The sequence below is a fragment of the Pseudomonas sp. BCA17 genome (assembly GCF_004519405.1).
Taxonomy (GTDB): Bacteria; Pseudomonadota; Gammaproteobacteria; order Pseudomonadales; family Pseudomonadaceae; genus Aquipseudomonas.
Genome location: NZ_SGWI01000008.1, coordinates 1 through 26296, shown reverse-complemented (window position 1 = coordinate 26296; position 26296 = coordinate 1). Strand labels below are relative to the sequence as shown.

Here is a 26296-nt window from a genome sequence, read left to right as displayed (position 1 = left end):
AAAAAATTAGCCTTGCGGCTACATATGTCGCCGAGAATCTCCGGGCATAGAAAACACGGGCTCAGGCGAGCCGGGTATTCTAGACACACTCCGGAAATGAAACAAGCCCCAAAAGGGGCTTGTTCCAGATTCAAGGTCACCGGTGGTCGTTATCTTGCGACGCCAACCACCTGGACTTCGAAAGTACTTACCAGCTGGCTTTAACCAGACCAGGTACGTCACCACGCATTGCCGCTTCACGCAGTTTGTTACGGCCGAGGCCGAACTTGCGGTAAACGCCGTGTGGACGACCGGTCAGGCGGCAGCGGTTACGCATGCGCGAAGCGCTTGCGTCACGTGGCTGCTTCTGCAGGGCAACTGTCGCTTCCCAACGTGCTTCTGGACTTGCGTTCAGATCAACGATGATCGCTTTCAGTGCTGCACGCTTCTTGGCGTACTTGGCAACCGTGAGCTGACGCTTCAGCTCGCGGTTTTTCATGCTCATCTTGGCCATGGTCCTACTCCAATCAGTTGCGGAACGGGAATTTGAAAGCACGCAGCAGGGCGCGACCTTCATCATCGTTCTTGGCAGTGGTGGTCAGGGTGATGTCCAGACCGCGGAGAGCATCGATCTTGTCGTAGTCGATTTCCGGGAAGATGATCTGCTCTTTTACGCCCATGCTGTAGTTACCACGACCATCGAAGGACTTGGCATTCAGGCCGCGGAAGTCGCGGACCCGAGGCAGGGAGATCGACAGCAGACGATCCAGGAATTCGTACATACGCTCACGGCGCAGGGTCACTTTGACGCCGATCGGCCAACCTTCACGGACTTTAAAGCCAGCGATGGATTTGCGAGCGTAGGTCACAACGACTTTCTGGCCGGTGATCTTTTCCAGGTCAGCAACAGCGTGCTCGATGACTTTTTTGTCACCGATCGCTTCGCCCAGACCCATGTTCAGGGTGATTTTGGTAACGCGCGGAACTTCCATCACGTTCCCGAGCTTAAGTTCTTCCTTAAGCTTAGGGGCGATTTCCTTCCGGTAAATCTCTTGTAGTCGTGCCATGGTCTTATCTACCTAGCAGTGTTCAAGCATCAACCGCTTTTTGGGTCGACTTGAAGACACGAATTTTCTTACCGTCTTCTACTTTGAAACCAACGCGATCAGCCTTGTTGGTTTCGCCGTTGAAGATGGCGACGTTGGAAGCGTGCAGTGGCGCTTCTTTCTCGACGATACCGCCCTGTACGCCCGACATCGGGTTAGGCTTGGTATGACGCTTGACCAGGTTCAGACCACCAACGACCAGACGGTCATCAGCCAGAACCTTCAGCACCTTACCGCGCTTACCTTTGTCTTTGCCGGCGATCACGATGATCTCGTCGTCACGACGAATCTTTTGCATGTCGGATCTCCTTACAGCACTTCTGGGGCGAGCGAGACGATCTTCATGAACTTCTCAGTACGAAGTTCACGGGTCACTGGCCCAAAGATACGGGTGCCGATAGGCTCTTGCTTGTTGTTCAGAAGAACAGCAGCGTTGCCATCAAAGCGGATAATGGAGCCATCAGCACGACGTACGCCGTGACGAGTGCGGACTACAACAGCAGTCATCACTTGGCCTTTTTTCACTTTACCGCGAGGAATTGCTTCCTTGACGGTAACCTTGATGATGTCACCGATACCAGCGTAACGACGATGGGAGCCACCCAGCACCTTGATGCACATAACACGGCGAGCGCCGCTGTTATCGGCCACATCGAGCATGGATTGAGTCTGAATCATATAATTTCTCCGACCCCTAGTCCTTAGACTTCCACAGCGCGTTCGAGAACATCAACCAGTGCCCAAGACTTGGTCTTGGCCAGCGGACGAGTTTCACGAATAGTGACCTTGTCGCCGATGTGGCACTGATTGGTTTCGTCGTGCGCGTGCAGCTTAGTCGAACGCTTAACATATTTACCGTAGATCGGGTGCTTAACGCGACGCTCGATCAAAACGGTGATGGTTTTGTCCATCTTGTCGCTGACAACACGGCCAGTCAGCGTACGGACAGTCTTTTCGGCTTCAGCCATGATCACTTACCTGCCTGCTGGTTGAGCACAGTCTTCACGCGAGCGATGTCACGCTTAACTTGCGAGAGCAGATGAGACTGCCCCAACTGGCCAGTTGCTTTCTGCATACGCAGATTGAACTGGTCGCGCAGCAGGCCGAGCAATTGCTCGTTCAGCTGCTGTGCGGATTTTTCACGAAGTTCATTCGCTTTCATCACATCACCGTCCGTTTAACAAAGGAGGTGGCGAGCGGCAGCTTTGCAGCAGCCAGGGCGAAAGCCTCACGCGCCAGCTCTTCAGAAACACCCTCGATTTCATACAGGACTTTGCCTGGCTGAATCTGGGCTACCCAGTATTCCACGTTACCCTTACCTTTACCCATCCGAACCTCGAGAGGTTTTTTGGAGATCGGCTTGTCCGGGAATACACGGATCCAGATCTTGCCGCCACGTTTTACGTGACGGGTCAGAGCACGACGCGCTGACTCGATCTGACGAGCGGTGAGACGACCACGAGCTACAGACTTCAGCGCGAACTCGCCGAAGCTGACTTTGCTACCGCGCTGAGCCAGACCACGGTTGTGGCCTGTCATCTGCTTGCGGAACTTCGTACGCTTAGGTTGCAACATTTGGCGTACCCCTTACTTAGCAGCTTTTTTACGAGGCGCTGGTGCTTGTGGTTTCAGTTCTTCTTGGCGACCACCAATTACTTCGCCTTTGAAGATCCAAACCTTTACACCGATCACACCATAAGTGGTGTGAGCTTCGTAGTTGGCATAGTCGATGTCGGCACGCAGGGTGTGCAGTGGCACACGACCTTCGCGATACCATTCAGTACGTGCGATTTCAGCACCGCCGAGACGACCGCTCACTTGGATTTTGATGCCTTTGGCACCAATGCGCATGGCGTTCTGTACGGCGCGCTTCATAGCGCGACGGAACATGACGCGACGCTCCAGCTGCTGAGCTACGCTCTGCGCAACCAGCATACCGTCGAGTTCCGGCTTGCGGATCTCTTCGATATTGATGTGCACAGGCACACCCATTTGCTTGGTCAGGTCCTGACGCAGTTTCTCAACATCTTCACCTTTCTTCCCGATAACGATACCTGGACGAGCGGTGTGGATGGTGATACGTGCAGTTTGGGCCGGACGATGGATATCGATACGGCTTACGGACGCGCTTTTTAGTTTGTCTTGGAGATACTCACGCACCTTCAGATCAGCGAACAAGTAGTCCGCATAAGTCCGACCGTCTGCGTACCAGACGGAGGTGTGCTCCTTGACGATTCCCAGGCGAATGCCAATGGGATGTACTTTCTGACCCATCTCTTCGACTCCGTTACTTGTCAGCAACCTTGACAGTGATATGGCAAGACCGCTTGACGATGCGATCAGCACGGCCTTTGGCACGTGGCATGATGCGCTTCAGCGAACGCCCTTCGTTGACGAAAACGGTGCTGACCTTCAGGTCATCAACGTCTGCGCCTTCGTTATGCTCGGCGTTGGCTACGGCCGACTCCAGCACTTTCTTCATGATCTCGGCGGCTTTCTTACTGCTGAAAGCCAACAGGTTGAGCGCTTCGCCCACCTTCTTCCCGCGGATCTGGTCGGCGACCAAGCGGGCTTTCTGGGCGGAGATTCGAGCGCCCGACAACTTAGCGGCTACTTCCATTTCCTAACCCCTTAACGCTTGGCTTTCTTGTCTGCCACGTGCCCACGATAAGTGCGGGTACCGGCAAACTCGCCCAGTTTGTGGCCGACCATGTCTTCGTTAACGAGAACTGGGACGTGTTGACGACCGTTGTGTACTGCGATGGTCAGACCGACCATTTGTGGCAGGATCATCGAACGACGCGACCAGGTCTTAACTGGTTTGCGATCGTTCTTTTCCGCCGCCACTTCGATCTTCTTCAGTAGGTGAAGATCAATAAAAGGACCTTTTTTCAGAGAACGTGGCACTGTCGTATCCCTCTATTTACTTGCGACGACGGACGATCATTTTGTCGGTACGCTTATTACCACGAGTCTTCGCGCCCTTAGTCGGGAAGCCCCATGGCGATACCGGATGACGACCACCAGAGGTACGACCTTCACCACCACCGTGTGGGTGGTCAACCGGGTTCATGGCAACACCACGAACGGTTGGGCGAACGCCACGCCAGCGTTTGGCACCAGCTTTACCCAACGAACGCAGGCTGTGCTCGGAGTTCGAGACTTCGCCCAGGGTCGCACGGCATTCAGCCAGCACTTTACGCATCTCACCAGAACGCAGACGCAGGGTCACGTAGACACCTTCACGAGCGATCAGCTGAGCCGAAGCACCAGCGGAACGAGCGATTTGCGCGCCTTTACCTGGCTTCAATTCGATGCCGTGTACGGTGCTACCAACTGGAATGTTGCGCAGTTGCAGAGCGTTGCCCGGCTTGATCGGTGCCAGAGCACCTGCGATCAGCTGGTCGCCAGCACTCACGCCTTTAGGGGCGATGATGTAGCGACGCTCGCCATCTGCGTACAGCAGCAGAGCGATGTGAGCAGTACGGTTTGGATCGTATTCGATACGCTCGACAGTGGCAGCGATGCCATCTTTGTCGTTGCGACGGAAATCGACCAGACGATAATGCTGCTTATGGCCACCACCGATGTGACGAGTGGTAATACGACCATTGTTGTTACGACCACCAGACTTCGATTTCTTCTCGAGCAGCGGTGCGTGAGGAGCGCCTTTATGCAGCTCCTGGTTGACCACCTTGACCACAAAACGGCGGCCAGGGGAAGTCGGTTTGCATTTAACGATTGCCATGATGCACCCCTTCCTTACTCAGCACTGCTGCTGAAATCGAGATCTTGGCCTGGCTGAAGGGAGATAACTGCCTTCTTCCAGTCATTACGCTTGCCCAGACCGCGAGCAGTGCGCTTGCTCTTACCCAGAACATTCAGGGTAGTAACACGCTCTACTTTCACGCTGAACAGGCTTTCGACGGCCTTCTTGATTTCCAGCTTGGTTGCGTCAGTTGCAACCTTGAAAACGAACTGGCCTTTCTTGTCAGCCAGAACCGTAGCCTTTTCGGAAACGTGCGGGCCAAGCAGAACTTTAAATACGCGTTCCTGGTTCATCCCAGCAGCTCCTCGAATTTCTTCACGGCCGACACGGTGATCAACACCTTGTCGTATGCGATCAGACTAACTGGATCGGAACCTTGCACGTCACGTACATCAACGTGTGGCAGGTTGCGAGCAGCCAGGTACAGGTTCTGATCAACAGCTTCAGACACGATCAAAACGTCGGTCAGGCTCATGTTGTTCAGTTTGCCCAGCAGATCTTTGGTTTTTGGACTTTCAACAGCGAAGTCCTGAACCACGACCAGACGATCAGTACGCACGAGTTCAGCAAGGATGGAGCGCAGAGCTGCGCGGTACATCTTCTTGTTGAGCTTCTGAGAGTGATCCTGTGGACGAGCTGCGAAAGTGGTACCACCGCCACGCCAGATTGGGCTACGGATAGTACCGGCACGAGCACGGCCAGTGCCTTTCTGACGCCAAGGGCGCTTACCGCCACCACGTACGTCGGAACGGGTCTTTTGCTGCTTGCTACCTTGACGGCCGCCGGCCATGTAGGCCACGACTGCTTGGTGAACCAGCGTCTCGTTGAATTCGCCGCCAAATGTCAGTTCGGAAACTTCGATCGCTTGAGCGTCATTTACATTTAATTGCATGTCAGCTTCCCCTTAACCGCGAGCCTTGGCCGCTGGACGTACAACCAGGTTGCCGCCAGTAGCGCCAGGAACAGCACCCTTGACCAACAACAGATTGCGTTCAGCGTCGACGCGCACTACTTCGAGGGACTGCACGGTCACGCGCTCAGCGCCCATATGACCGGACATTTTTTTGCCCTTGAATACACGACCAGGAGTCTGGCACTGGCCAATAGAGCCCGGGACGCGGTGGGAAACGGAGTTACCGTGAGTGTTGTCTTGGCCACGGAAATTCCAACGCTTGATCGTACCCTGGAAGCCTTTACCTTTGGACTGACCGGTTACATCAACCAGTTGACCAGCGGCGAAGATTTCAGCGTTGATCAGATCGCCAGCCTGGTAGTCGCCGTCTTCAAGACGGAACTCCATAACAGTGCGACCAGCTGCAACGTTTGCTTTAGCGAAGTGACCTGCTTGAGCAGCAGTCACGCGCGAAGCACGACGCTCGCCGACAGTGACTTGCACTGCACGATAGCCATCGGTTTCTTCAGTTTTGAACTGGGTGACGCGATTCGGCTCGATCTCAATGACCGTGACCGGAATGGAGACACCTTCTTCGGTGAAAATACGGGTCATACCGCATTTACGACCGACTACACCAATAGTCATGTTGTAAACCTCATGAGTGTACGGGGCTTTCACCCGCTATGGCCGCCCATTTCAGAGCGTTACACGACTAAGACCCAAGTCTTAGCCGAGGCTGATCTGTACTTCCACACCGGCCGCCAGATCGAGCTTCATAAGTGCATCAACGGTTTTATCCGTTGGCTGGACGATGTCCAGTACGCGCTTATGAGTACGGATCTCATACTGGTCACGCGCGTCTTTGTTGACGTGCGGGGAGACCAGAACGGTGAACCGCTCTTTACGGGTAGGCAGTGGAATTGGACCACGCACTTGAGCACCAGTACGTTTCGCGGTTTCCACGATTTCCTGGGTGGATTGGTCGATCAGGCGATGGTCAAAAGCCTTCAACCTGATACGGATTTGCTGATTTTGCATTGGATTTCAGACTCCGGCTGCTATTCCCACCGGGCGCAATGCGCCCGTTAAAAGGAGGCGCAATTCTATAGACGCCCCAGATAGGTGTCAACCCAATAAAAAAGCCCCCGCTGAGCGGGGGCTTTCTCAAAACATCGAAGCTATCTCAGAAGAGATAATTACTCGATGATTTTAGCTACAACGCCAGCACCAACGGTACGGCCGCCTTCACGGATAGCGAAACGCAGACCGTCTTCCATAGCGATGGTTTTGATCAGGGTAACAGTCATTTGAATGTTATCGCCTGGCATTACCATTTCTACGCCTTCTGGCAATTCGCAGTTACCGGTCACGTCAGTAGTACGGAAGTAGAACTGTGGACGGTAGCCTTTGAAGAACGGAGTGTGACGACCGCCTTCTTCCTTGCTCAGAACGTAAACTTCTGCGGTGAACTTGGTGTGCGGCTTAACCGAACCTGGCTTAACCAGAACCTGGCCACGCTCAACGTCGTCACGCTTGGTACCACGCAGCAGAACGCCGCAGTTCTCGCCAGCACGACCTTCGTCGAGCAGCTTGCGGAACATTTCAACACCGGTGCAGGTGGTGACGGTAGTGTCACGCAGACCAACGATTTCCAGTGGATCCTGAACGCGAACGATACCGCGCTCGATACGACCAGTCACAACAGTACCGCGACCAGAGATCGAGAATACGTCTTCGATTGGCATCAGGAACGGCTTGTCGGTCAGACGAACTGGTTCTGGGATGTAGCTGTCCAGAGTTTCAACCAATTTACGAACGGACGTGGTGCCCATTTCGTTGTCGTCTTTGCCTTCCAGAGCCATACGAGCAGAACCGATGATGATCGGAGTGTCGTCACCTGGGAAGTCGTAAGTGCTCAGCAGATCGCGCACTTCCATCTCAACCAGTTCCAGCAGCTCAGCGTCGTCTACCAGGTCAGCCTTGTTCAGGTAAACCACGATGTACGGAACGCCTACCTGACGGGACAGCAGGATGTGTTCACGGGTTTGTGGCATCGGACCATCAGCGGCCGAGCAAACCAGGATCGCGCCGTCCATCTGGGCAGCACCAGTGATCATGTTCTTCACATAGTCAGCGTGACCTGGGCAGTCAACGTGAGCGTAGTGACGAATAGTCGAGTTGTACTCAACGTGCGCGGTGTTGATGGTGATACCACGAGCTTTTTCTTCTGGTGCGCTGTCGATCTTGTCGAAGTCAACACGAGCCGAACCGAAAACTTCGGAGCAGACGCGAGTCAGAGCAGCGGTCAGAGTGGTTTTACCGTGGTCAACGTGACCGATAGTGCCAACGTTTACGTGCGGTAGGGAACGATCAAATTTTTCTTTAGCCACGACAATTAACTCCTTGCCTAAAGGACTGAATCAGCCTTGTTTTTTGGATACAGTTTCAGCGATGTGCGCCGGAGCTGTGTTGTATTTTTTGAATTCCATAGAGTAGCTTGCGCGACCCTGGGACATGGAGCGAACGTCGGTCGCATAACCGAACATCTCACCCAACGGAACCTCGGCGCGAATCACTTTGCCGGAAACCGTGTCTTCCATACCCAAGATCATGCCGCGACGACGGTTAAGGTCGCCCATGACATCACCCATATAGTCTTCAGGTGTAACAACTTCTACCGCCATGATTGGCTCAAGCAACTCACCACCGCCCTTCTGGGCCAGTTGCTTGGTTGCCATGGAAGCAGCCACCTTAAACGCCATCTCGTTGGAGTCGACGTCGTGGTAAGAACCGTCAAAAACGGTTGCTTTCAGGCCGATCAGCGGATAGCCGGCAACAACACCGTTCTTCATCTGCTCTTCGATACCCTTCTGGATAGCCGGGATGTATTCCTTAGGAACCACACCACCAACTACTTCGTTCACGAATTGCAGACCTTCCTGACCTTCGTCAGCAGGCGCAAAACGGATCCAGCAGTGACCGAACTGACCACGACCGCCGGATTGACGAACGAACTTGCCTTCGATTTCACAGTTCTTCGTGATGCGCTCACGATAGGAAACCTGAGGCTTACCGATGTTGGCTTCGACGTTGAACTCACGGCGCATCCGGTCAACCAGGATGTCCAGGTGCAACTCGCCCATGCCGGAGATGATCGTCTGACCAGTCTCTTCATCAGTCTTGACGCGGAAAGATGGATCTTCCTGAGCAAGTTTGCCCAGAGCGATACCCATTTTTTCCTGGTCATCCTTGGTTTTAGGCTCTACGGCAACCGAAATAACCGGCTCCGGGAAGTCCATGCGAACCAGGATGATTGGCTTAGCAGCGTCGCACAAAGTTTCACCGGTGGTGACGTCCTTCATGCCGATCAGGGCCGCGATGTCACCAGCGCGTACTTCCTTGATCTCTTCACGGGCATTTGCGTGCATTTGCACCATACGACCCACGCGCTCTTTCTTACCTTTAACCGAGTTGATCACGCCGTCGCCGGATGCCAACACGCCCGAGTAAACGCGGACGAAGGTCAAGGTACCCACGAATGGGTCGGTAGCGATCTTGAACGCCAGGGCCGAGAACGGCTCGCTGTCGTCTGCATGACGCTCCATTTCTTCTTCCTCGTTATCAGGGTTGGTACCCTTGATAGCAGGAATATCGGTTGGAGCAGGCAGGTAGTCGATCACAGCATCGAGAACCAGGGGAACGCCCTTGTTCTTGAACGAGGAGCCGCAAACAGCCAAGACGATCTCACCAGCGATAGTACGCTGACGCAGAGCGGCCTTGATTTCCGCGTTGGTGAGTTCTTCACCTTCGAGGTACTTGTTCATCAGCTCTTCGCTGGCTTCGGCAGCAGCCTCAACCATGTTGTTGCGCCACTCGTCAGCCAGCTCCTGAAGCTCTTCAGGGATAGGCTTACGAACAGGAACCATACCTTTATCGGAATCGTTCCAGTAGACCGCTTCCATGTTGATCAGATCGATCTGACCCTGGAAGTTGTCTTCGGAACCGATAGCCAATTGGATAGGCACCGGAGTGTGACCCAGACGCTGCTTGATCTGACCGATCACGCGCAGGAAGTTGGCGCCAGCACGGTCCATCTTGTTTACATAAACAAGACGTGGAACGCCGTACTTGTTGGCTTGACGCCATACGGTTTCCGACTGAGGCTCAACACCCGAGGTGCCGCAGAACACAACGACAGCGCCGTCGAGTACACGCAGGGAACGCTCAACTTCAATGGTGAAGTCCACGTGACCCGGGGTATCGATTACGTTGAAACGGTGCTCGTCTTTGTACTGCTTCTCGGAACCTTTCCAGAAGGCGGTAATAGCAGCAGAAGTAATGGTAATACCACGCTCCTGCTCCTGAACCATCCAGTCTGTGGTCGCGGCGCCGTCATGCACCTCGCCCATTTTGTGACTTTTGCCGGTGTAAAACAGTACGCGCTCGGTGGTAGTGGTTTTACCAGCATCCACGTGAGCGACGATACCGATGTTACGGTAGCGGCTAATCGGAGTAGTACGAGCCATAAAGCCCTCGCAAAATTAGTGAAGCTAAAATTAGAAGCGGTAGTGCGAGAAAGCTTTGTTGGCTTCAGCCATACGGTGCACGTCTTCACGCTTCTTAACAGCAGCACCTTTACCTTCAGCAGCGTCCAACAGTTCGCCGGCCAAACGCAGGGCCATAGACTTCTCGCCGCGCTTACGGGCGAAGTCTACCAACCAGCGCATTGCCAGAGCGTTACGACGGGACGGGCGAACTTCAACCGGAACCTGATAAGTAGCACCGCCTACACGGCGCGACTTCACTTCGACCAGCGGAGCGATGGCGTCGAGAGCTTTCTCGAAGATTTCCAGGGGGTCGCTGTTCTTGCGTTCTTTAACCTTTTCCAGCGCGCCATAAACGATACGCTCGGCAACGGCTTTCTTGCCGCTTTCCATCACGTGGTTCATGAACTTGGCCAGAATTTGGCTTCCGTATTTTGGATCGTCAAGCACTTCGCGCTTGGCTGCTACGCGTCTTCTTGGCATGGATAAGCCCTCAAACGGTCTTCAGGTTCGCTCGGAATCGGTGCCCTTTCGGGACGCCTCCGACCTTACTCTTATCGACTCAGAAAATAAGATGATTCAGGTTTACAAAAAGCCGCTACTACTTAGGCTTCTTGGTACCGTACTTCGAACGACCCTGGTTACGGCCTTTAACGCCGGAAGTATCCAAGGAGCCACGTACGGTGTGGTAACGAACACCTGGCAAGTCTTTTACACGACCGCCGCGGATCAATACCACGCTGTGCTCTTGCAGGTTGTGGCCTTCACCGCCGATGTACGAGGAAACCTCGAAACCGTTGGTCAGGCGCACACGGCATACTTTACGCAGTGCCGAGTTAGGTTTTTTCGGCGTGGTGGTATACACACGGGTGCATACGCCACGACGTTGCGGGCAGTTCTGCAGCGCAGGCACGTCGGATTTCTCGACGATACGCTTACGCGGCTGACGTACCAGCTGGTTGATAGTTGCCATCTACTAGCTCCACTGTTGTCTTGCGACGCTATTGTCTTGCAAGAAAAGCAAAATGGCAGGAACGAATTCCCGCCAAATTTAGGGGTACAAGAGTCTAAAGAGGATCTTGCCCCCAGTCAAGGCAAGGCCCCGACCTCCCCTCCCGTCGAACCGGAGCAATAATGCTTCGATCCGACGAATGGGGGTGCCAGGGCCCGGACTTATTTATCGCAGAACTCAGTTACCGCTTGAGTTCAGCGCTTCGGTCAGTGCAGCTTCCACTTCACTGGCGCTTACGCGCAACGGCTTGTCAGCATCACGGCGGCGTTTACGCTCGCTGTGGTAAGCCAAACCGGTACCAGCCGGGATCAGACGACCCACGACCACGTTCTCTTTCAGGCCGCGCAGGTAATCGCGCTTGCCGGTTACCGCTGCTTCGGTCAGTACGCGAGTGGTCTCCTGGAAGGAGGCCGCCGAGATGAACGACTCAGTGGACAACGACGCCTTGGTGATACCCAGCAGCACGCGAGTGAACTTGGCGACGAACTTGTCTTCCGTTGCCAGCTTCTCGTTCTCTACCAGTACGTGAGTCAGTTCCATCTGGTCGCCCTTGATGAAGCTGGAATCGCCAGACTCGGAGATCTCAACTTTACGCAGCATCTGACGCAGGATGGTCTCGATGTGCTTGTCGTTGATCTTCACGCCTTGCAGGCGATAAACGTCCTGGATCTCGTTCACGATGTACTTGGCCAGCGCACTTACACCCAGCAGACGCAGGATGTCGTGTGGATCGCTCGGACCGTCGGAGATAACTTCGCCGCGGTTTACCTGTTCGCCTTCGAACACGTTCAGGTGACGCCACTTCGGAATCAGCTCTTCGTACGGATCGGAACCGTCGTTCGGGGTAATGACCAGACGGCGCTTGCCTTTGGTCTCTTTACCGAAGGCGATGGTGCCGCTGACTTCAGCCAGAATCGACGCTTCTTTCGGACGACGAGCTTCGAACAAGTCGGCAACACGCGGCAGACCACCGGTGATGTCACGGGTTTTCGAAGTTTCTTGTGGGATACGCGCGATAACATCACCGATCGCGATCTTCGCACCATCCGCTACACCGACCAGGGCGTTGGCTGGCAGGAAGTACTGAGCGATTACGTCAGTGCCTGGCAGCAACAGATCCTTACCGTTGTCATCAACCATCTTAACGGCTGGACGGATGTCTTTACCGGCAGCTGGACGATCTTTGGCGTCGAGTACTTCAATGTTGGTCATACCGGTCAATTCGTCAGTCTGACGTTTGATCGTGATGCCTTCTTCCATGCCCACGTAGGTCACGGTACCTTTCATTTCGGTAACGATTGGGTGAGTGTGCGGATCCCACTTGGCTACGATTGCGCCAGCGTCGACCTTGTCACCTTCTTTAACAGAAATCACAGCACCGTAAGGCAGCTTGTAACGCTCACGCTCACGACCGTAGTCATCAGCGATCGCCAGCTCACCGGAACGGGACACAGCAACCAGGTGGCCATCCACTCGCTCAACGTGCTTCAGGTTGTGCAGACGGACGGTACCGCCATTTTTCACCTGAACGCTATCGGCTGCGGAGGTCCGGCTTGCCGCACCACCAATGTGGAACGTACGCATGGTCAGCTGGGTACCCGGCTCACCGATAGACTGGGCAGCGATTACGCCGACCGCCTCACCGATGTTCACCTGGTGACCACGAGCCAAGTCACGGCCGTAGCACTTGGCGCAAATGCCATAGCGGGTTTCGCAGCTGATCGGCGAACGAACGATCACTTCGTCGATGCTGTTGAGTTCGATGAACTCGACCCACTTCTCATCAACCAGAGTGCCGGCAGGAACGATAACGTCCTCGGTACCCGGCTTGAATACGTCACGGGCAATAACACGACCCAATACGCGCTCACCCAACGGCTCTACAACGTCACCGCCTTCAATGTGCGGAGTCATCAGCAGACCGTGCTCGGTGCCGCAGTCGATCTCGGTTACAACCAGATCTTGCGCAACGTCTACCAGACGACGAGTCAGGTAACCGGAGTTAGCCGTTTTCAACGCGGTATCCGCCAGACCTTTACGAGCACCGTGAGTGGAGATGAAGTACTGAAGTACGCTCAAACCTTCACGGAAGTTCGCAGTAATCGGCGTTTCAATGATGGAACCGTCCGGCTTGGCCATCAGGCCACGCATACCGGCGAGCTGACGGATCTGCGCAGCAGAACCCCGTGCGCCCGAGTCGGCCATCATGTACATCGAGTTGAAAGACTCTTGCTCAACTTCGTTGCCATGACGGTCGATGACTTTCTCTTTCGAGAGGTTGGCCATCATCGCCTTGGAAACTTCGTCGTTCGCCTTCGACCAAAGGTCGATTACCTTGTTGTACTTCTCGCCCTGGGTTACCAGGCCGGAAGCGTACTGGCTCTCGATCTCTTTCACTTCGTCGGTGGCAGCACCGATGATGCGGGCTTTTTCATCCGGGATAACGAAGTCGTTAACACCGATGGAAACGCCGGAGATGGTCGAATAAGCAAAACCGGTGTACATCAACTGGTCAGCGAAGATAACGGTCTCTTTCAAACCAACCACGCGGTAGCACTGGTTGATCAGCTTGGAGATCGCCTTTTTCTTCATCGGCAGGTTGACGACGTCGTACGACAGACCTTTTGGCACAACTTGATACAACAGCGCACGGCCGACAGTGGTGTCGACGATACGGGTGCTGGTCACGCTGCCGCCGTCACGGTCGTTGACGGTTTCGTTGATCCGCACTTTAACCTTGGCGTGCAGTGCGGCTTCGCCGGCACGGAACACACGGTCAACTTCTTGCAGGTCAGCGAACACACGACCTTCGCCTTTGGCGTTGATCGCTTCACGCGTCATGTAGTACAGACCCAATACAACGTCCTGCGACGGAACGATGATTGGCTCACCGTTGGCTGGCGACAGAATGTTGTTGGTCGACATCATCAACGCACGTGCTTCCAACTGGGCTTCCAGTGTCAGCGGTACGTGCACGGCCATTTGGTCGCCGTCGAAGTCGGCGTTGTACGCAGCACAGACCAGAGGGTGCAGCTGGATAGCCTTGCCTTCGATCAGTACCGGTTCAAACGCCTGGATACCCAGACGGTGAAGGGTCGGTGCACGGTTGAGGAGAACCGGGTGTTCGCGAATCACTTCAGCGAGAACGTCCCAAACCTCAGGCAGTTCGCGCTCGACCATTTTCTTGGCCGCTTTGATGGTGGTCGCGAGACCGCGCATTTCCAGCTTGCCGAAGATGAACGGCTTGAAGAGCTCAAGCGCCATCTTCTTAGGCAGACCGCACTGGTGCAGGCGCAGGGTCGGGCCTACGGTAATTACCGAACGACCGGAGTAGTCAACACGCTTACCGAGCAAGTTCTGACGGAAACGACCTTGCTTACCCTTGATCATGTCAGCCAAGGATTTCAGAGGACGCTTGTTGGAACCCGTGATAGCGCGGCCACGACGACCGTTGTCGAGCAGAGCATCGACAGCTTCCTGCAACATACGCTTTTCGTTGCGCACGATGATGTCCGGGGCGGACAGATCAAGCAGGCGCTTCAAGCGGTTGTTACGGTTGATCACGCGACGGTACAGGTCGTTGAGGTCGGACGTTGCGAAACGGCCACCATCCAACGGTACCAGCGGACGCAGGTCTGGCGGCAGAACCGGCAGAACGGTCAGCACCATCCACTCTGGCAAGTTACCGGAGCCCTGGAAGGCCTCCATCAACTTCAGACGCTTGGACAGTTTCTTGATCTTGGTTTCGGAGTTGGTTTGCGGAATTTCTTCACGCAGACGGCCAATCTCGTGCTCCAGGTCGATAGCGTGCAGCAGCTCGCGGACAGCTTCGGCGCCCATGCGGGCATCGAAATCGTCACCGAACTCTTCCAGCGCTTCGAAGTACTGCTCGTCGTTCAGCAGCTGGCCTTTTTCAAGGGTGGTCATGCCTGGATCGATAACGACATAGCTCTCGAAGTAGAGAACGCGTTCGATATCACGCAGGGTCATGTCCATCAGCAAGCCGATACGGGACGGCAGCGATTTCAGGAACCAGATGTGGGCAACCGGCGAAGCCAATTCGATGTGCGCCATGCGCTCACGACGAACCTTGGCCAGTGCAACTTCAACGCCGCACTTCTCGCAGATCACACCACGGTGCTTCAAGCGCTTGTACTTACCGCACAGGCACTCGTAATCCTTTACCGGGCCAAAGATCTTGGCGCAGAACAGGCCGTCACGCTCAGGCTTGAACGTACGGTAGTTGATGGTTTCCGGTTTTTTAACTTCACCGAACGACCACGAACGGATCATCTCAGGCGATGCCAACCCAATACGGATGGCGTCGAACTCTTCGACTTGACCCTGGTTTTTCAGCAAATTCAGTAGGTCTTTCAAGGCCTTTCCTCCTGGCGGAGCAGAGAGCGGGCTAAACAGCCCCGCTCTCGATTCGCGTCACGTGTTATTCGGTTTCCAGATCGATATCGATGCCGAGGGAACGAATTTCTTTGATCAACACGTTGAAAGACTCGGGCATGCCCGGCTCCATACGGTGATCGCCGTCCACGATGTTTTTGTACATCTTGGTCCGGCCGTTCACATCGTCCGACTTCACTGTGAGCATTTCTTGCAGAGTGTAAGCAGCACCGTATGCTTCCAGTGCCCAGACCTCCATCTCCCCGAAACGCTGACCACCGAACTGAGCCTTACCACCCAGCGGCTGCTGGGTAACCAGGCTGTACGAACCGGTAGAACGAGCGTGCATCTTGTCGTCTACCAAGTGGTTCAGCTTCAGCATGTACATGTAGCCAACAGTAACCGGGCGCTCGAACTTGTTGCCGGTACGGCCGTCGAACAGCTGCATCTGGCCGCTTTCTGGCAGGTCTGCCAGTTTCAGCATGGCCTTGATTTCGCTTTCCTTGGCACCGTCGAACACCGGGGTAGCCATTGGAACGCCGCCGCGCAGGTTCTTTGCCAGATCCAGGATTTCCTGGTCGGAGAAGGTGTCCAGCTCTTCGTTGCGACCGCCGATCTCGTTGTAGATCTCGTGCAGGAACTTACGCAGGTCAGCGACCTTGCGCTGCTCTTCGATCATACGGTTGATCTTCTCGCCCAGACCTTTGGCCGCGAGGCCCAGGTGGGTTTCAAGGATCTGACCAACGTTCATACGCGAAGGTACGCCCAACGGGTTGAGGACGACGTCGACCGGGGTGCCATTGGCATCGTGCGGCATGTCTTCAACCGGCATGATCACGGAGACCACACCCTTGTTACCGTGACGACCGGCCATCTTGTCGCCCGGCTGGATGCGGCGACGGATTGCCAGGTAAACCTTGACGATTTTCAGCACGCCTGGAGCCAGGTCATCGCCCTGCTGCAGTTTGCGCTTCTTGTCTTCGAACTTGTCGTCCAGCAGACGGCGGCGATCAACGATGTAGGCCTGGGCCTTCTCGAGCTGCTCGTTCAGAGCATCTTCAGCCATGCGCAGTTTGAACCACTGGCCGTGCTCAAGACCGTCGAGAACTTCGTCGGTGATGTCCTGACCTTTCTTCAGACCTGCGCCGCCTTCAGCCTTGTGGCCTACCAGAGCGGAACGCAGACGTTCGAAGGTCGCGCCTTCAACGATACGGAACTCTTCGTTCAGATCCTTGCGGATCTCGTCGAGCTGAGTCTTCTCAATGGACAGTGCACGAGCATCACGCTCAACGCCGTCACGGGTGAAGACCTGTACGTCGATGACAGTACCTTTGGTACCGGTAGGTACACGCAGGGAAGTGTCTTTAACGTCGCTGGCTTTTTCACCGAAAATGGCACGCAGCAGTTTTTCTTCCGGAGTCAGCTGAGTCTCGCCTTTCGGCGTGACCTTACCAACCAGGATGTCGCCTGCGCCAACTTCAGCACCTACGTAAACGATACCGGCTTCGTCCAGCTTGTTCAGTGCAGCTTCACCCACGTTAGGGATGTCTGCAGTGATTTCCTCTGGCCCAAGCTTGGTGTCACGTGCCACACAGGTCAGTTCCTGGATGTGGATCGTGGTAAAGCGGTCTTCTTGAACGACACGCTCGGACAGGCAGATGGAGTCTTCGAAGTTGAAGCCGTTCCATGCCATGAACGCGATACGCATGTTCTGACCCAGAGCCAGCTCACCCATGTCGGTGGACGGGCCGTCAGCCATGATGTCGCTACGCTGAACGCGATCACCCTTGCTCACCAGCGGACGCTGGTTGATGCAGGTGTTCTGGTTCGAACGGGTGTATTTGGTCAGGTTGTAGATGTCGACGCCGGCTTCGCCAGTTTCCACTTCGTCATCAGCAACACGAACCACGATACGGCTGGCATCAACGGAGTCGATCACGCCGCCACGACGAGCCACGACGCAAACGCCGGAGTCACGGGCTACGTTACGCTCCATGCCGGTACCTACCAGCGGCTTGTCAGCGCGCAGGGTCGGTACAGCTTGACGCTGCATGTTGGAACCCATCAACGCACGGTTGGCGTCATCGTGCTCCAGGAACGGGATCAGCGACGCTGCAACCGACACTACCTGCTTCGGCGAAACGTCCATCAAGGTGACGTCTTCCGGCGCCTTGACGGTGAACTCGTTCAGGTGACGAACAGCTACCAGCTCGTCGACCAGGACTTTCTTGTCGTTCATCGTGGCCGAAGCCTGAGCGATCACGTGATCAGCTTCTTCGATGGCGGACAGGAATACGATCTCGTCGGTGACCAGTGCGTCTTTCACCACGCGGTACGGGCTCTCGAGGAAGCCGTACTGGTTGGTGCGCGCATAAGCGGCCAGGGAGTTGATCAGACCGATGTTCGGACCTTCCGGCGTTTCGATCGGGCAAACACGACCGTAGTGCGTCGGGTGTACGTCACGAACTTCAAAGCCAGCACGCTCACGGGTCAGACCACCTGGGCCCAGTGCGGACACACGGCGCTTGTGGGTGATCTCGGAGAGCGGGTTGTTCTGGTCCATGAACTGGGAAAGCTGGCTGGAACCGAAGAACTCTTTCACCGCTGCAGCCACTGGCTTGGCGTTGATCAGGTCTTGCGGCATCAGGCCTTCGCTTTCAGCCATCGACAAACGCTCTTTGACCGCACGCTCAACACGCACCAGGCCAACGCGGAACTGGTTCTCAGCCATTTCGCCTACGCAGCGAACGCGACGGTTACCCAGGTGGTCGATGTCGTCGACGATGCCTTTACCGTTACGGATGTCGACCAGGGTCTTCAGGACCGCAACAATATCTTCCTTGCACAGCACGCCCGAACCTTCGATCTCGGTGCGACCGATACGACGGTTGAACTTCATCCGGCCGACCGCAGACAGGTCATAGCGCTCAGGGCTGAAGAACAGGTTGTTGAACAGGGTTTCGGCAGCGTCTTTGGTCGGTGGCTCACCAGGACGCATCATGCGATAGATCTCTACCAGCGCTTCCAATTGGTTGCTGGTGGAGTCGATCTTCAGAGTGTCGGAGATGAACGGACCGCAGTCGATATCGTTGGTGTACAGAGTCTCGATGCGAACAACCTGGGCCTTGGCGATTTTGGCCAGGATTTCAGTGGTCAGCTCGGTGTTGCACTCAGCCAGGATTTCGCCTGTAGCCGGGTGAACGATGACTTTGGCGGTAGTGCGACCCAGGACGTAGTCCAGAGGCACTTCCAGCTCTTTGATACCGGCTTTTTCGATCTGGTTGATGTGGCGCGCGGTGATACGGCGGCCAGCCTCAACGATGACTTTGCCTTTCTCATCCTGAATGTCCAGGACGGCAATTTCACCACGCAGACGCGAAGCAATCAGCTCCAGCTTGAGGGTTTCATCCTTCAGGCTGAATATGTTGGTGGTGTAGAAGGCATCCAGCACTTGCTCAGTGCTATAACCCAGCGCGCGCAGCAGCACCGAAGCCGGCAGTTTGCGACGACGGTCGATACGCACGAACACGCAGTCCTTCGGGTCAAACTCGAAGTCCAACCACGAACCGCGGTACGGAATAATGCGCGCGGAGTACAGGAGCTTACCGGAGCTGTGCGTCTTACCGCGGTCGTGGTCGAAGAACACGCCCGGGGAACGGTGCAGCTGGGAAACGATTACACGCTCGGTACCATTGATTACGAAGGTACCGTTTTCAGTCATCAATGGGATTTCACCCATGTAGACTTCTTGCTCTTTGATGTCCTTGATCGCTTTGTTCGACGATTCTTTATCGAAAATGATCAGGCGGACTTTTACCCGCAACGGTACGGCGTACGTAACACCGCGCAACACGCATTCTTTGACATCAAATGCCGGTTCGCCCAGGCGATAACCCACGTACTCCAGCGCAGCATTGCCGGAGTAGCTGATGATCGGGAAAACGGATTTGAAGGCCGCATGCAGGCCCACGTCGCGGAACTGATCTTTGGTCGCTCCCGCCTGCAAGAATTCACGATACGAATCCAGCTGGATAGCCAGAAGGTACGGGACATCCATGACGTCCGGCAACTTGCTAAAGTCCTTGCGGATACGTTTTTTCTCAGTATATGAGTAAGCCATCAGCGTTCCCCAGCTTGGTCACCTGCTTGTTTGGCCCCTCCGACGGGAGCAGCCAGAAAATCTCGCAAACCCCATGGTTTGCACCACCGCATTGGGTGGCTACAGCACGTTAATGGCGGCGACCGAGTCGACAGCCAAGAACGGAAAAAGGCCGGTGGCAAGAGCCACCAGCCATCAGCCTTCAGCTTAACGCTTGGGCTGGAGACGCAAGGTCGATGCTTACTTCAGCTCGACTTTAGCGCCTGCTTCTTCCAGTACTGCTTTGGCTTTGTCAGCTGCGTCTTTGGCAACAGCTTCCAGAACCATGGCAGGAGCGCCGTCAACTACAGCCTTGGCTTCTTTCAGGCCCAGACCGGTCAGTTCACGTACTGCCTTGATCACGTTTACTTTCTTCTCGCCAGCTTCGGTCAGCATGACGTTGAATTCGGTTTGCTCTTCAGCAGCGGCAACAGCAACAGCTGGACCAGCGGAAGCAGCAGCAGCGGAAACGCCGAATTTTTCTTCGAAAGCTTTGATCAGCTCAACAACCTGCAGAACCGACATTTCAGCTACGGCGTTGAGGATATCTTCTTGGGAGATAGACATTACTGTATTTCCTGAATTGGGGGACGGCCTAGGCGGCCATCGAAATAAACAAAAATACGCGAAAGAAGTGGCTCAGCCTTAGGCTGCGGCAGCTTCTTTTTGCTCGCGAACTGCAGCCAGAGTACGAGCCAGCTTGCTGGTAGCGCCTTGAATCACGCTCATCAGCTGCGAAATGGCTTCGTCGCGGGTCGGCAGTGTTGCCAGTACGTCGATTTGGTTAGCTGCGAGGAACTTGCCCTCGAACGCAGCTGCCTTGATCTCGAACTTATCCTGACTCTTGGCGAACTCTTTGAACAAACGGGCAGCAGCGCCTGGATGCTCTGTGGAGAACGCAATCAGAGTCGGGCCGGTGAACGCGTCATTGAGAACACTGTATTCAGTGTCAGCAACAGCGCGCTTGAGCAAAGTGTTACGTACAACACGTACGTATACGCCAGCTTCACGAGCCTCTTTACGGAGTCCGGTCATAGCGCCTACTGTCACACCACGGGCATCAGCCACGACAGCGGACAGAGCAGCTTTGGCAGCCTCGTTGACTTCAGCGACGATGGCCTTCTTGTCTTCGAGATTAATTGCCACGGGTTTAACTCCTGCTTGTTACCGTTTCATCTGGCCGAAGCCGGATGTCGTTTTGGTGTCTGATTCGGTAAGGAACCGGGAGCACCATCTGCGTAGGCTTGTGGTTTAAGACTTGCGCCGCCTACGGTCTTGGATAGCCCCCGCCAGGCAGGGACCCCAATTTTTTCGATTGACGCATATCGTGCGTCAATCTGTGTTTTATACGTCCAGCGAGCCTTGGTCGATGACCAGACCTGGGCCCATAGTGGTGCTCAGGGTAACGCGCTTAACGTAGATACCTTTCGAGGAGGCTGGCTTGATACGCTTCAGATCAGCGATCAGGGCCTCAACGTTTTCCTTCAGCTTGACGGCATCAAAGCCGACTTTGCCAACGGAGGTGTGAATGATGCCGTTTTTGTCGGTGCGATAACGAACCTGACCAGCTTTGGCGTTCTTAACCGCGGTAGCTACGTCTGGAGTTACGGTGCCGACTTTAGGGTTAGGCATCAGGCCGCGTGGACCCAGGACCTGACCCAACTGACCAACGACGCGCATTGCATCCGGGGAGGCAATAACTACGTCATAGTTCAGGTCGCCGCCTTTCATTTCGGCAGCCAGGTCGTCCATACCAACGCGATCAGCGCCAGCAGCCAGAGCAGCTTCAGCTGCCGGGCCTTGGGTGAACACAGCAACACGTACAGTCTTGCCAGTACCGTGTGGCAGCACAGTTGCGCTACGAACGACCTGGTCGGATTTACGTGGGTCAACACCCAGGTTTACAGCAACGTCAACGGACTCGCTGAACTTGACAGTCGACAGCTCGGTCAGCAGGGCGGCGGCGTCTACAAAGTTGTAGGCCTTGCCCGCTTCGATTTTGCCGGCGATAGCCTTTTGGCGCTTGGTCAGCTTAGCCATTACACACCCTCCACGTTAAGGCCCATGCTACGAGCAGAACCGGCGATGGTACGCACGGCTGCATCCATATCAGCTGCAGTCAGATCCGCGTTTTTGGTTTTCGCGATTTCTTCCAGCTGAGCACGAGTTACAGTGCCGACTTTAACGGTGTTAGGACGAGCGGAACCGCTAGTCAGACCTGCAGCCTTCTTCAACAGAACCGAAGCCGGGGTCGACTTGGTTTCGAAAGTGAAGCTACGGTCGCTGTATACAGTGATGATCACTGGAGTCGGCAGACCTGGCTCAAGACCCTGAGTACGGGCGTTGAAGGCCTTGCAGAATTCCATAATGTTCACGCCGTGCTGACCCAGAGCTGGACCGACGGGTGGACTAGGGTTGGCCTGAGCGGCCTTCACTTGCAGCTTGATGTAAGCGGTAATCTTCTTGGCCATGAGGCACTCCAATTACGGGTTCAGACGCCTCGAAAGGCTCCCCGGTTACTTGCGCGTTTATCCCAGTGACGACAAAACCCCACAGCCTAAGGCTGCGGGGTTGGGATGCTTGCTCAGCTAGACCTTCTCGACCTGGCTGAACTCCAACTCTACCGGAGTAGAGCGACCGAAAATGAGCACCGCCACTTGGATCCGGCTCTTTTCGTAGTTAACTTCTTCGACGGTGCCGTTGAAATCAGCAAACGGACCATCTGTGACACGAACAACCTCACCCGGCTCGAACAGCGTCTTCGGCTTAGGCTTGTCGCTACCATCCGCAATACGACGCAGAATTGCTTCTGCCTCTTTATCGGTGATAGGAGCAGGTTTATCGGCGGTACCGCCAATGAAACCCATGACGCGAGGAGTGTCCTTGACCAAGTGCCAAGTACCCTCATTCATGTCCATCTGAACCAGCACGTAGCCAGGGAAGAACTTGCGTTCGCTTTTGCGCTTCTGGCCATTCCGCATTTCAACCACTTCTTCAGTGGGAACCAGAATCTCGCCGAAGCCTTCTTCCATGCCTGCGAGCTTTACGCGCTCTATCAAAGAGCGCATAACGTGCTTCTCGTAACCCGAGTAAGCATGCACAACGTACCAACGCTTAGCCACGGGACACCCTTAGCCAACAATCAAGGAAACAAGCCAGCCGAGCAGGGAATCGAGCCCCCACAACAGCAACGCCATAACCAGAACAACAGCCACGACAATCAATGTGGTCTGAGTGGTTTCTTGGCGAGTCGGCCAAACGACTTTACGAATTTCGGTGCGAGCTTCCTTTACCAGGACCGCGAAAGACTTGCCTTTGGCAGTCTGCAGGCCTACAAAGGCAGCTACAGCAGCAAGAGCAAGCAAAGCGAGCACGCGATACAGGATCGGCGAAGCAGAGTAGTACTGATTGCCAACAACGCCTACGACCACCAATGCGACTACAGCAAGCCACTTGACCAGATCGAAACGAGAGCTTTGAGCTTCAGCCTTAGGAGTCATCTATGAAGATCCTGTGAAAAGAAAGCCAGACACACCACGTGAATCTGGCAGGTCAGGAGGGAATCGAACCCCCAACCTACGGTTTTGGAGACCGTCGCTCTGCCAATTGAGCTACTGACCTAAAACAAAATCAGGCCGACCATTATGCAGGCCTGAAAAAGACTTTACAACAACCAACCCCAAGAGACTTGAAACCACCTGACAACGAAGCCAAGCACAACAGGATCAAGCCGAGATAAGCTGTTAAAACAAAGGCAGATATTTTCATATCTGCCTTGTCATATGGAGCTCTTGAGCGGATTTGAACCGCTGACCTCACCCTTACCAAGGGTGTGCTCTACCAACTGAGCTACAAGAGCTAAACACCTTGCACAACCTGCAAACTTGGAGCGGGTAGCGGGAATCGAACCCGCATCATCAGCTTGGAAGGCTGAGGTTCTACCACTAAACTATACCCGCGGAGCTTGCAGCTCACGCTAAAAATGGTGGAGGGGGAAGGATTCGAACCTTCGAAGTCGTAGACGTCAGATTTACAGTCTGATCCCTTTGGCCGCTCGGGAACCCCTCCTAAGCGAGCCGGCATTTTACATTACGCCGACCTTCTGTCAAGCATTTTCTCATTTAAAAATATGAGGTTAGCTGCATTGACCTTCGCCTCACACTGTAGACCGTAAAGGCCTTCACTGCGAAGCGGGCGCCATTCTATGCAAACTATTCGAGACTTGCAACGCCTTCGCACAACATTATTTTATGTTTTAACTCATTGAATTCCTTAGCAAGGTTTTCAAATGGTAGATCGTCAGCCAGACGCCTGCTTTCAGGAGACACGCGAAGCCAGTAACCGACAGCATCCGGAACGGTCAGCATTTGGACCTTGGCCTTTATATCCAAGCTTATGAGGCGCTGCTCAAGCGACTGGGCCTGCCGCAGATCAGAGAACCCACCTATGTATAAGCAGGTACTTTGAGCATCCGGAGCCTTGGCTCGATCGCGCCGGGAAACCGCATCGGAAGACTCGCTCAGCAGTCGGATATCTTGCTGAGCCCCCTTATAAAGACTCAACGGAGTGACATCCTTCGCACGCAAAGGAGCCTCTTGCTGATGCCAGATGTAGTAGAAGACATTGAGCACAAGCAAAAGTAAAAACAGCCAACGCATAAACACCTCAGGACAAAGGGCACGCCATCGCCAGGCCAACGAACACCAGATCCGGAACGAGCCGCCCATGCGGAACGACCTCAGAGACCAGGTCAGCATCCCCACCCGTCAGGAACACCGAGAATTCATCCCCCCAATAGCTTCGAGCCAGCTCAAGCTGAGTCAGCACAAACCCCCTCAGCATTAGCGTACAACCTCGCTCAACAGCTTCTACAGTGGTACGCCCCGGAGAGAACTGCTCCAGCGCCTGCTCAGCAGCAGCATCGTTGTAGCGGATCTTTCGCGTATGCGTGCGCAGCTGGCTGCGCATCAGGGGCATCCCTGGACAAATAAAGCCGCCCAGATGCTCACCATCGGCCGCAATAAAATCCGCCGTCGCCGCCGTGCCGAAATCAAGGACCAAACAAGCACCTGAGCTCAACTTGAATGCCCCAAGCATTGCCAACCAACGATCAAGCCCCAGTCGCTCGAACTCGTCATAGCCGTTACGCACCCCTGCCATTTCGCGCGCTGAAGCTGCGCACGAGACGGTGACGCCAAACGCCTGCTGCAGCACCTCAACCAGCTTATCGGTCTCCTCGAGCGCTCGAACACTCACCAGCCGGCAACGCGTCAGCAATAGACCTGGAACTGAGAGCAGGCTCTCAATCAATGAAGCATCCGAACCAACGACACCTTCGGCCAAGACTCCGGCTTTATCCGGCCCCAGCACACGCCACTTGATGAAGCTATTCCCACAGTCGAGCTCAAGAATCATCACGCAACCTCAGGCTTAACTCACCACCGCTGTATGTTTTCTCGACACCATCAACATTCAAGCGCAATGCCCCCTGATGATCGATACCCAGCACTACCCCATCAATTTGGTTGACGCCCGCTATGAGAGACACAGCCCTACCCTGCCACAAATGATTTTGCTCCCACTCTTCCTGGAGAGCAGCGAAGCCATGGCTTTTATGTCGGTCCAGATAGCCCCCCAATTGCAAACCCAGCCTGGCAACCAATTGGTTTCGATCAATAGAAGAGCCGGTCTCCAATTGAACCGAAGTCCACTGCCGATCAACCTCGACCGCTTTCTGCATATTCACATTAATACCGATGCCGAGCACAACGTGACAGATGTCAGCAGGATCCCCCACCAACTCCAGCAAAATACCGGCAATTTTTTTATCCTCAACCAAAACATCGTTTGGCCACTTCAAAGCAGCCCTATGCACACCTGACTCACGCAGAGCCTGCATGACCGCCAAGCCCACGACAAGGCTAAGGCCCTCCAACTGACGCAGCCCTCCATCAACACGCAATACGAGGCTGTAATACAGATTCTGCGCGAACGGACTGACCCATTTGCGACCGCGCCTTCCACGCCCTGCCGTTTGCTGCTCAGCAAGTACCAGGAACGGCGCAACGCAGCCGCCATCGACAAGACGTAAAGCCTCGGCGTTAGTGGAATCAATAGAATCGGAAATGTAGACAGGCCACTCCATAGAACCTGTATTGACTGCAATTTCTTCGGCATTCAGGAACGCCAATGGGGACGCAAGTTGATATCCCCTGCCTCGGACTTTATGGATGGGCAGATTCAACTCAGCCTCAAGATGCTGGAGCTGCTTCCAAACAGCACTACGGCTTATACCCAGAGCGGCACCCAGCGCCTCACCAGAATGGAATCGGCCATCTTTTAGAAGTTCTAGCAACGTCAACATGCAAATATCGCCTCACGATGAGGCACGCATGATAGCCATGCACAAAGCCATTGCATAGAAAGGCCGAGCGCGAGCAGTCATCGGCCCTTTGTAT

General features: G+C 54.8%; 30 protein-coding genes and 4 tRNA genes. All 34 read right to left on the bottom strand.

All coding sequences use genetic code 11. From position 1 onward, the window contains the following. Positions 1-187: 187 nt before the first annotated feature. The 34 genes from rpsN to birA all read right to left on the bottom strand — a co-directional run bounded on the left by rpsN (position 188) and on the right by birA (position 26202). A complete protein-coding gene (gene rpsN, locus EXW71_RS24615) occupies positions 188-493 on the bottom strand; it encodes a 30S ribosomal protein S14 (protein WP_003176414.1) in 306 nt (101 codons plus the stop codon). Positions 494-506: 13 nt separating this feature from the next. Further along, positions 507-1046 (bottom strand): 50S ribosomal protein L5, encoded by a 540-nt coding sequence (rplE, locus tag EXW71_RS24610; RefSeq protein ID WP_003194642.1) that lies wholly within the window; start codon positions 1044-1046, stop codon positions 507-509. A 22-nt stretch (positions 1047-1068) separates the two neighbouring features. Then, positions 1069-1383, bottom strand: a complete 315-nt coding sequence (gene rplX / locus EXW71_RS24605; protein ID WP_007896770.1) for a 50S ribosomal protein L24 — start codon at positions 1381-1383, stop codon at positions 1069-1071. Between the two features lie 11 nt (positions 1384-1394). Further along, entirely contained in the window at positions 1395-1763 is a 369-nt protein-coding gene (gene rplN / locus EXW71_RS24600; RefSeq protein ID WP_002555479.1) for a 50S ribosomal protein L14, read from the bottom strand. A 23-nt stretch (positions 1764-1786) separates the two neighbouring features. After that, entirely contained in the window at positions 1787-2053 is a 267-nt protein-coding gene (gene rpsQ, locus EXW71_RS24595) for a 30S ribosomal protein S17 (RefSeq protein WP_003176419.1), read from the bottom strand. Between the two features lie 2 nt (positions 2054-2055). Continuing rightward, complete coding sequence (gene rpmC / locus EXW71_RS24590; RefSeq protein WP_002555481.1) at positions 2056-2247, bottom strand: 50S ribosomal protein L29; 192 nt, start codon at positions 2245-2247, stop codon at positions 2056-2058. Further along, positions 2247-2660: a 50S ribosomal protein L16 gene (gene rplP / locus EXW71_RS24585; protein WP_003176421.1), complete on the bottom strand. Its 414-nt coding sequence runs from the start codon at positions 2658-2660 to the stop codon at positions 2247-2249. Before rplP ends, rpmC begins: the two co-directional genes overlap by 1 nt. 12 nt (positions 2661-2672) lie before the next feature. Further along, on the bottom strand, positions 2673-3359 hold the full coding sequence (gene rpsC / locus EXW71_RS24580; protein ID WP_003176422.1) for a 30S ribosomal protein S3: 687 nt from the start codon (positions 3357-3359) through the stop codon (positions 2673-2675). A 13-nt stretch (positions 3360-3372) separates the two neighbouring features. Continuing rightward, positions 3373-3705 (bottom strand): 50S ribosomal protein L22, encoded by a 333-nt coding sequence (gene rplV / locus EXW71_RS24575; RefSeq protein ID WP_003103908.1) that lies wholly within the window; start codon positions 3703-3705, stop codon positions 3373-3375. Between the two features lie 11 nt (positions 3706-3716). Next, positions 3717-3992 (bottom strand): 30S ribosomal protein S19, encoded by a 276-nt coding sequence (gene rpsS, locus EXW71_RS24570; RefSeq protein ID WP_002555486.1) that lies wholly within the window; start codon positions 3990-3992, stop codon positions 3717-3719. A gap of 16 nt (positions 3993-4008) precedes the next feature. Beyond that, positions 4009-4833 carry a 50S ribosomal protein L2 gene (gene rplB, locus EXW71_RS24565; protein WP_003186055.1) on the bottom strand — a complete coding sequence of 275 codons (825 nt, stop codon included), beginning with the start codon at positions 4831-4833 and terminating at the stop codon, positions 4009-4011. A gap of 14 nt (positions 4834-4847) precedes the next feature. Next, the gene (gene rplW / locus EXW71_RS24560) at positions 4848-5147 is read right to left on the bottom strand and encodes a 50S ribosomal protein L23 (protein ID WP_002555488.1); all 300 of its coding nucleotides are present in this window, start codon (positions 5145-5147) and stop codon (positions 4848-4850) included. Beyond that, entirely contained in the window at positions 5144-5746 is a 603-nt protein-coding gene (gene rplD, locus EXW71_RS24555) for a 50S ribosomal protein L4 (RefSeq protein WP_003176424.1), read from the bottom strand. The genes rplW and rplD overlap by 4 nt, the downstream gene beginning before the upstream one ends. 12 nt (positions 5747-5758) lie before the next feature. Beyond that, entirely contained in the window at positions 5759-6394 is a 636-nt protein-coding gene (rplC, locus tag EXW71_RS24550; RefSeq protein WP_003194649.1) for a 50S ribosomal protein L3, read from the bottom strand. A gap of 81 nt (positions 6395-6475) precedes the next feature. Continuing rightward, on the bottom strand, positions 6476-6787 hold the full coding sequence (rpsJ, locus tag EXW71_RS24545) for a 30S ribosomal protein S10 (protein ID WP_003186070.1): 312 nt from the start codon (positions 6785-6787) through the stop codon (positions 6476-6478). A gap of 158 nt (positions 6788-6945) precedes the next feature. Beyond that, positions 6946-8139 (bottom strand): elongation factor Tu, encoded by a 1194-nt coding sequence (tuf, locus tag EXW71_RS24540; RefSeq protein WP_123714338.1) that lies wholly within the window; start codon positions 8137-8139, stop codon positions 6946-6948. Positions 8140-8169: 30 nt separating this feature from the next. Next, entirely contained in the window at positions 8170-10275 is a 2106-nt protein-coding gene (fusA, locus tag EXW71_RS24535) for an elongation factor G (protein ID WP_123714339.1), read from the bottom strand. Between the two features lie 30 nt (positions 10276-10305). Further along, positions 10306-10776, bottom strand: a complete 471-nt coding sequence (rpsG, locus tag EXW71_RS24530) for a 30S ribosomal protein S7 (RefSeq protein ID WP_002555493.1) — start codon at positions 10774-10776, stop codon at positions 10306-10308. Positions 10777-10894: 118 nt separating this feature from the next. Next, complete coding sequence (rpsL, locus tag EXW71_RS24525) at positions 10895-11266, bottom strand: 30S ribosomal protein S12 (RefSeq protein WP_002555494.1); 372 nt, start codon at positions 11264-11266, stop codon at positions 10895-10897. A 216-nt stretch (positions 11267-11482) separates the two neighbouring features. Next, on the bottom strand, positions 11483-15682 hold the full coding sequence (rpoC, locus tag EXW71_RS24520; protein WP_123714340.1) for a DNA-directed RNA polymerase subunit beta': 4200 nt from the start codon (positions 15680-15682) through the stop codon (positions 11483-11485). A gap of 64 nt (positions 15683-15746) precedes the next feature. Continuing rightward, on the bottom strand, positions 15747-19820 hold the full coding sequence (rpoB, locus tag EXW71_RS24515; RefSeq protein ID WP_123714341.1) for a DNA-directed RNA polymerase subunit beta: 4074 nt from the start codon (positions 19818-19820) through the stop codon (positions 15747-15749). 219 nt (positions 19821-20039) lie between these two features. Beyond that, complete coding sequence (gene rplL / locus EXW71_RS24510) at positions 20040-20405, bottom strand: 50S ribosomal protein L7/L12 (protein WP_123714342.1); 366 nt, start codon at positions 20403-20405, stop codon at positions 20040-20042. 78 nt (positions 20406-20483) lie between these two features. After that, the gene (rplJ, locus tag EXW71_RS24505) at positions 20484-20984 is read right to left on the bottom strand and encodes a 50S ribosomal protein L10 (RefSeq protein WP_123714343.1); all 501 of its coding nucleotides are present in this window, start codon (positions 20982-20984) and stop codon (positions 20484-20486) included. A gap of 198 nt (positions 20985-21182) precedes the next feature. Beyond that, positions 21183-21878, bottom strand: coding sequence for a 50S ribosomal protein L1 (rplA, locus tag EXW71_RS24500; RefSeq protein ID WP_025132370.1), 696 nt, complete (start codon positions 21876-21878; stop codon positions 21183-21185). Beyond that, positions 21878-22309, bottom strand: coding sequence for a 50S ribosomal protein L11 (gene rplK / locus EXW71_RS24495; protein ID WP_003176435.1), 432 nt, complete (start codon positions 22307-22309; stop codon positions 21878-21880). The genes rplA and rplK overlap by 1 nt, the downstream gene beginning before the upstream one ends. Positions 22310-22426: 117 nt before the next feature. Then, positions 22427-22960 (bottom strand): transcription termination/antitermination protein NusG, encoded by a 534-nt coding sequence (gene nusG / locus EXW71_RS24490; RefSeq protein ID WP_134660484.1) that lies wholly within the window; start codon positions 22958-22960, stop codon positions 22427-22429. Between the two features lie 9 nt (positions 22961-22969). Beyond that, complete coding sequence (secE, locus tag EXW71_RS24485) at positions 22970-23338, bottom strand: preprotein translocase subunit SecE (protein WP_003194658.1); 369 nt, start codon at positions 23336-23338, stop codon at positions 22970-22972. A gap of 45 nt (positions 23339-23383) precedes the next feature. Continuing rightward, positions 23384-23459: transfer RNA gene (locus tag EXW71_RS24480), tRNA-Trp, on the bottom strand. Between the two features lie 162 nt (positions 23460-23621). After that, positions 23622-23697 (bottom strand) — tRNA-Thr (locus tag EXW71_RS24475). Between the two features lie 26 nt (positions 23698-23723). Next, positions 23724-23797, bottom strand: a tRNA-Gly gene (locus EXW71_RS24470). Between the two features lie 24 nt (positions 23798-23821). Then, positions 23822-23906: transfer RNA gene (locus tag EXW71_RS24465), tRNA-Tyr, on the bottom strand. 143 nt (positions 23907-24049) lie between these two features. Then, entirely contained in the window at positions 24050-24496 is a 447-nt protein-coding gene (locus EXW71_RS24460) for a hypothetical protein (protein WP_134660483.1), read from the bottom strand. Between the two features lie 7 nt (positions 24497-24503). Beyond that, entirely contained in the window at positions 24504-25253 is a 750-nt protein-coding gene (locus EXW71_RS24455; protein WP_123714346.1) for a pantothenate kinase, read from the bottom strand. Continuing rightward, on the bottom strand, positions 25243-26202 hold the full coding sequence (gene birA / locus EXW71_RS24450) for a bifunctional biotin--[acetyl-CoA-carboxylase] ligase/biotin operon repressor BirA (protein ID WP_134660482.1): 960 nt from the start codon (positions 26200-26202) through the stop codon (positions 25243-25245). Before birA ends, EXW71_RS24455 begins: the two co-directional genes overlap by 11 nt. Positions 26203-26296 lie beyond the last annotated feature (94 nt).